This is a genomic window from Micromonospora sp. NPDC049089, from assembly GCF_040648775.1.
Lineage (GTDB): Bacteria > Actinomycetota > Actinomycetes > Mycobacteriales > Micromonosporaceae > Micromonospora.
Window position 1 is genome coordinate 1 of sequence record NZ_JBEZEH010000322.1, and the last position, 4,851, is coordinate 4,851.

Annotated in this window: 5 protein-coding genes; 1 reads left to right on the top strand and 4 read right to left on the bottom strand. The window is 67.4% G+C overall.

Annotated elements, in window-relative coordinates; translation table 11 throughout:
• Window positions 1-531: 531 nt before the first annotated feature.
• On the top strand, window positions 532-756 hold the full coding sequence (locus AB0B48_RS31950) for a hypothetical protein (RefSeq protein ID WP_357208127.1): 225 nt from the start codon (window positions 532-534) through the stop codon (window positions 754-756).
• 98 nt (window positions 757-854) lie between these two features.
• On the opposite strand, the gene AB0B48_RS31955 is transcribed toward AB0B48_RS31950, so the two are convergent.
• From AB0B48_RS31955 to AB0B48_RS31970, 4 genes are all read right to left on the bottom strand, one after another.
• Complete coding sequence (locus AB0B48_RS31955) at window positions 855-1,652, bottom strand: carbon-nitrogen hydrolase family protein (RefSeq protein WP_357208129.1); 798 nt, start codon at window positions 1,650-1,652, stop codon at window positions 855-857.
• 139 nt (window positions 1,653-1,791) lie between these two features.
• Window positions 1,792-3,087: an ATP-dependent Clp protease ATP-binding subunit ClpX gene (gene clpX, locus AB0B48_RS31960; RefSeq protein WP_355010117.1), complete on the bottom strand. Its 1,296-nt coding sequence runs from the start codon at window positions 3,085-3,087 to the stop codon at window positions 1,792-1,794.
• A gap of 210 nt (window positions 3,088-3,297) precedes the next feature.
• Entirely contained in the window at window positions 3,298-3,960 is a 663-nt protein-coding gene (locus tag AB0B48_RS31965) for an ATP-dependent Clp protease proteolytic subunit (protein ID WP_030333536.1), read from the bottom strand.
• Window positions 3,961-3,970: 10 nt separating this feature from the next.
• Window positions 3,971-4,612 (bottom strand): ATP-dependent Clp protease proteolytic subunit, encoded by a 642-nt coding sequence (locus AB0B48_RS31970; RefSeq protein WP_007464111.1) that lies wholly within the window; start codon window positions 4,610-4,612, stop codon window positions 3,971-3,973.
• Window positions 4,613-4,851 lie beyond the last annotated feature (239 nt).

Here is a 4,851-nt window from a genome sequence, read left to right on the forward strand (position 1 = left end):
TTCGCGCCCCGCGCTTTCAGCGCCAGGCACTTTTACTACGTTACCCGCTCGTTTCCGCTGTGTCAAACCGATATTTCGCGGTTCGTCATGCTTCATCCGGTGATGCGGATAGTCTTGCTTGCTCGAGTCCACGATGACGCACGTCGTTACCGACGTTCGTTTCTGTCGTGGGAAACCGCAGACCGGCCGATCGCCGCTTTGCGGCTCTCCGCCCGGCTCCTGCCGGCTTCGAAACTCTACCCGGTCGGCTTCGCGTTCGCAACCCCGTTTCCGGAGTGTTCCGCACCGCCCGATCCTCAGTCCCGCTCGGCGTTCCCGCCACGAGCCTGGCGCCCGTTCTCGGCCGGTTTGTCCGGCCTCCCCCGTGCAGAGAGAAAGTTACGCGGACGGCCCGGAGAAGGCAAATCAGGGTTCATCACTGGTTCGGACGAAGAGCACCCGCCGGTTCCTGGCGCCGCCGAGCTGCCAGCAACCTCGACTCCCCGGCACAGCCGAGGACGCGGGCCGCCTCGACGTGCCAGAGTGTCAATCATGGATGAGTCCGGGCACGGCACCAGGGTGTTCGCCGAGCAGGCGCTGCTCGGCCTCATCGGGCCGTTCTGGCAGGTGGTGATCGGCGCGGTCGTGCTGGTCGTGCTTGTGCTCTCGGTGGGACGGCTGGCCCGACGGGGCAGGTCCCGGATGACCACGGCGCTGCTGGTCACCGCCGCGGCCATCGCCGGGTTCGCGGTGATCGGCGTCCTGCTGGAGGGTTGAGGTTCCGAGCCGGTGGTTGGCCCGCCGCACACCTCAAAGCCTCAAAGCCGCGGTTGGCCCGCCCCACACCTCAAAGCCGAGGTTGGCCAGGCTGAGCCTCAGAGCCGGCGGTTGGCCAGGCTGGGCAGCTCGGCGCGGATCGTGTCGAGCCGCTCCAGGTCCAGGTCGACGACGGAGACCCCCGGGCCGTCCGGCACCTGGCCGATGACCGTTCCCCACGGGTCGACCACCATGCTGCGCCCGAAGCAGGTGCGACCTGGCTCGTGGTCGCCGGTCTGAGCGGCCGCCGCCACGAAACACTGGTTCTCGATCGCCCTGGCCCGCAGCAGGACCTCCCAGTGGTCCCGGCCGGTGTGCATCATGAACGCTGCCGGAACCACGAGCAGCTGCGCGCCGCCATCGGACGCGAGCAGCCGGTAGAGCTCCGGGAAGCGCAGGTCGTAGCAGATCGACAGGCCGACCCGTAGCCCCTCGACGTCGACCACCACGGGTTGGGCCCCGGGCGCGACACTCGTCGACTCCCGATAGGAGACCCGACCGGGGATCTCCACGTCGTACAGGTGGATCTTGCGATAGCTCGCGGCCAGACTGCCGGAACGGTCGAAGACCAGCGAGGTGTTCCACGTGTGGTCCGGGTCCGGACCCGCCTCATGGAACGAACCGGCCACCACCCAGATCCCGAGCCGCCTGGCCACCCCGGCGAAGAAGCTACCCACCTCCCCGTCGACCGGCTCCGGGTCGGGCAGCCCAGCTGCCGGACCCAGGTAGTCGACGTACTCCGGAAGGACGGCGAGATCCGCGCCGCCGGCGGCGGCGCGCTCCAGCAGGGCCTCAGCGGCCGCCAGATTTGCCTTACGGTCGTCCCGGGCGTTCAGCTGGCAGACGGCGACACGCATGAGCCCAGGGTACGGCTGAAGACCCGTTCACGGACAGCGCCACGGCCTGACCGGCACGGGCGGTGGTCACTGGCGAACGGCGCCGAACACGATCCCGCCGGCCGCTCAGGATCGAACGGCCGGCGGGATGCGGAAAGGATCAGGCGGACTTGTCTTCGCGGTCGCGCCGAGCCCGGCGCCCGGTGAACTCACGCGGCACGATGGTCGGGTTGACGTTCTCCAGGACAACCTCGCGGGTGATCAGCACGCGGGCGGCGTCGGGGTTGCTCGGCACCTCGTACATCGCGGAGAGCAGAACCTCCTCGATGATGGCCCGTAGACCACGTGCACCGGTGCCCCGGAGCATCGCCTGATCGGCGATGGCTTCCAGCGCCGGCTCGTCGAACTCGAGCTCGACACCGTCCAGCTCGAACAGACGCTGGTATTGCCGGACCAGGGCGTTGCGCGGCTCGGTGAGGATCCGAACGAGGGCGCTGCGGTCCAGGCTGCGAACGTTGGTGATGACCGGTAGCCGGCCGACGAACTCGGGGATCAACCCGAACTTGAGCATGTCTTCCGGCATGACCTGGCTGAAGATGTCGTCGGTCGACCGCTCGGAGACCGACCGGAGCCGGGCGCCAAAACCGGTGCCGCCCTGCCCGGTGCGGGACTCGATGATCTGGTCGAGGCCGGCGAACGCCCCACCACAGATGAACAGCACGTTGGTGGTGTCGATCTGGATGAACTCCTGGTGTGGGTGCTTACGGCCACCCTGCGGCGGCACGTTGGCCACCGTGCCCTCGAGCATCTTGAGCAGCGCCTGCTGCACGCCCTCACCGGAGACGTCCCGGGTGATCGAGGGATTCTCCGACTTGCGGGCGATCTTGTCGACCTCGTCGATGTAGATGATGCCGGTCTCGGCGCGCTTGATGTCGTAGTCGGCGGCCTGGATCAGCTTGAGGAGGATGTTCTCCACGTCCTCGCCCACGTAGCCCGCCTCGGTCAGCGCGGTGGCATCGGCGATGGCGAACGGGACGTTCAACATCCGGGCGAGGGTCTGCGCCAGGTGCGTCTTGCCGCACCCCGTCGGGCCGAGCAGCAGGATGTTGGACTTGGCCAGCTCGACGGCGTCACTGCCGGAGCCCGGCGCGCCAGCCGCCTCGGCCTGGATCCGCTTGTAGTGGTTGTAGACCGCTACGGCGAGCGCCTTCTTGGCCTGATCCTGACCCACGACGTAGGTGTCGAGGAACTGGCAGATCTCCATCGGCTTGGGAAGCTCTTCCCACTTCACCTCGCCGGACTCGGCCAGCTCCTCTTCGATGATCTCGTTGCAGAGATCGATGCACTCGTCGCAGATGTAGACCCCAGGGCCCGCGATGAGCTTCTTGACCTGCTTCTGCGACTTGCCGCAGAAGGAGCATTTCAGTAGGTCGCCGCCGTCACCGATCCGTGCCACCTACGTTCTCCCTGCACTCATCGGCCGGAGACCCGGCCCTGACCTGCGGACGTTGCACGCCGCCCGGTTTGGTTCGCGCCGCCAGCCCAGCCGGCGAAGCGGTACGGACCCGACGTTACCCGCTGGCGGGGCATTCTCCGACCCCCAAAACGGGTGTGTCAGAGGTCGGCCGGGAACGAAAGCCCCGGCCAACCTCTGACCCGGTACGGCTCAGCGGGCGGCGTTGGCCGCCAGCAAACCCTTCTTGCGGCTGGTCAGAATCGTGTCGACCAGCCCGTACTCCTTGGACTCCTCGGCCGTCATGATCTTGTCACGGTCGATGTCCTTGCGAACCTGCTCGATCGGGCGGTTGCAGTGGCGGGACAGCATGTCCTCCAGCTGCGTACGCATCCGCAGGATCTCCCGGGCCTGGATCTCGATGTCCGAGCCCTGCCCGTAGCCGCCCTCGGTGGCCGGCTGGTGGATGATGATCCGCGAGTTCGGCAGGGCCATCCGCTTACCCGGAGTGCCCGCCGAGAGCAGCACCGCCGCCGCGCTCGCCGCCTGCCCGAGGCAGACCGTCGAGATGTCCGGACGGACGTACTGCATGGTGTCGTAGATCGCCGTCATGGCGGTGAACGAACCGCCCGGCGAGTTGATGTACATGATGATGTCGCGGTCCGGGTCGGTGCCCTCGAGCGTCAGCAGCTGGGCCATCACGTCGTTGGCCGACGCGTCGTCCACCTGGACGCCGAGGAAGATGATCCGGTCCTCGAAGAGCTTGTTGTACGGGTTCGACTCCTTGACCCCGTACGACGTGCGCTCGACGAACGACGGCAGCACGTAGCGGTTGTGCACGGCCGCGAACTGGGGCGGCAGGCTCAGATCGGTCATCGTCAGCTCCTCAGCTCAGGGTCCCGGCGCCATCCGGAACCTGTGCGGCCCCGATGATCACCTTGTCGATGAAGCCGTAGTCCATGGCCTCCTGGGCGGTGAACCAACGGTCCCGGTCCGAGTCGGCCTCAATTTGCGACTGGCTCTGGCCGGTGTGGTGCGCGACCCGCTCCTGGAACATCCGCTTCGTGTAGAGCATCTGCTCCGCCTGGATGGCGATGTCGGACGCCGTGCCGCCCAGACCACCGGACGGCTGGTGCATCATGATCCGTGCGTGAGGCAGGGCGTACCGCTTGCCCTTGGTGCCCGCGCAGAGCAGCAGCTGACCCATCGAGGCAGCCATGCCCATCGCCACGGTCGACACGTCGTTGTCGATGAACTGCATGGTGTCGTAGATCGCCATGCCGGAGTAGACCGAGCCACCCGGCGAGTTGATCCACAGGTTGATGTCGCGGTCCGGGTCCTCCGCGGCGAGCAGCAGCAGCTGCGCGCAGATGCGGTTGGCGACCTGGTCGGTCACCTCACTGCCCAGGAAGATGATGCGTTCCTTGAGCAACCGGTTGTAGACCGAGTCGTCGAGGTTGCCAATGGAGTCGCCACCGCGCGCGTCAATCGCCCGGAGCGACTTCTTGGGGATGTGCATGTCGGTCATGGCAGCCCTTCGCTCTCCGTACCGTCTTTCCCGACACTAACCGCTGTGCGGGGCGGCAGAGTCCCGGTCGGGGCAGTGTTCGCTCTCAGCGCAGCTGTGTCGGGCGTACCCGCGGCGCGGGCTTCCGGGCGTACCCGGCAGTGCTTGCTGCCCGGGCGGACCCGGGAGGGAAACGGCCGCCGTCCGCCGCTGAGCGGGGGTCGGCGGCCGCACCCGACGATGAGTGGTGGGGGTTGTGG

Bases quoted from the DNA above. Each gene is read 5' to 3' on its own strand.
- AB0B48_RS31950 (WP_357208127.1), top strand. From the start codon at position 532: ATGGATGAGTCCGGGCACGGCACCAGGGTGTTCGCCGAGCAGGCGCTG.
- AB0B48_RS31970 (WP_007464111.1), bottom strand. From the start codon at position 4,612: ATGACCGACATGCACATCCCCAAGAAGTCGCTCCGGGCGATTGACGCG.
- AB0B48_RS31955 (WP_357208129.1), bottom strand. From the start codon at position 1,652: ATGCGTGTCGCCGTCTGCCAGCTGAACGCCCGGGACGACCGTAAGGCA.
- AB0B48_RS31965 (WP_030333536.1), bottom strand. From the start codon at position 3,960: ATGACCGATCTGAGCCTGCCGCCCCAGTTCGCGGCCGTGCACAACCGC.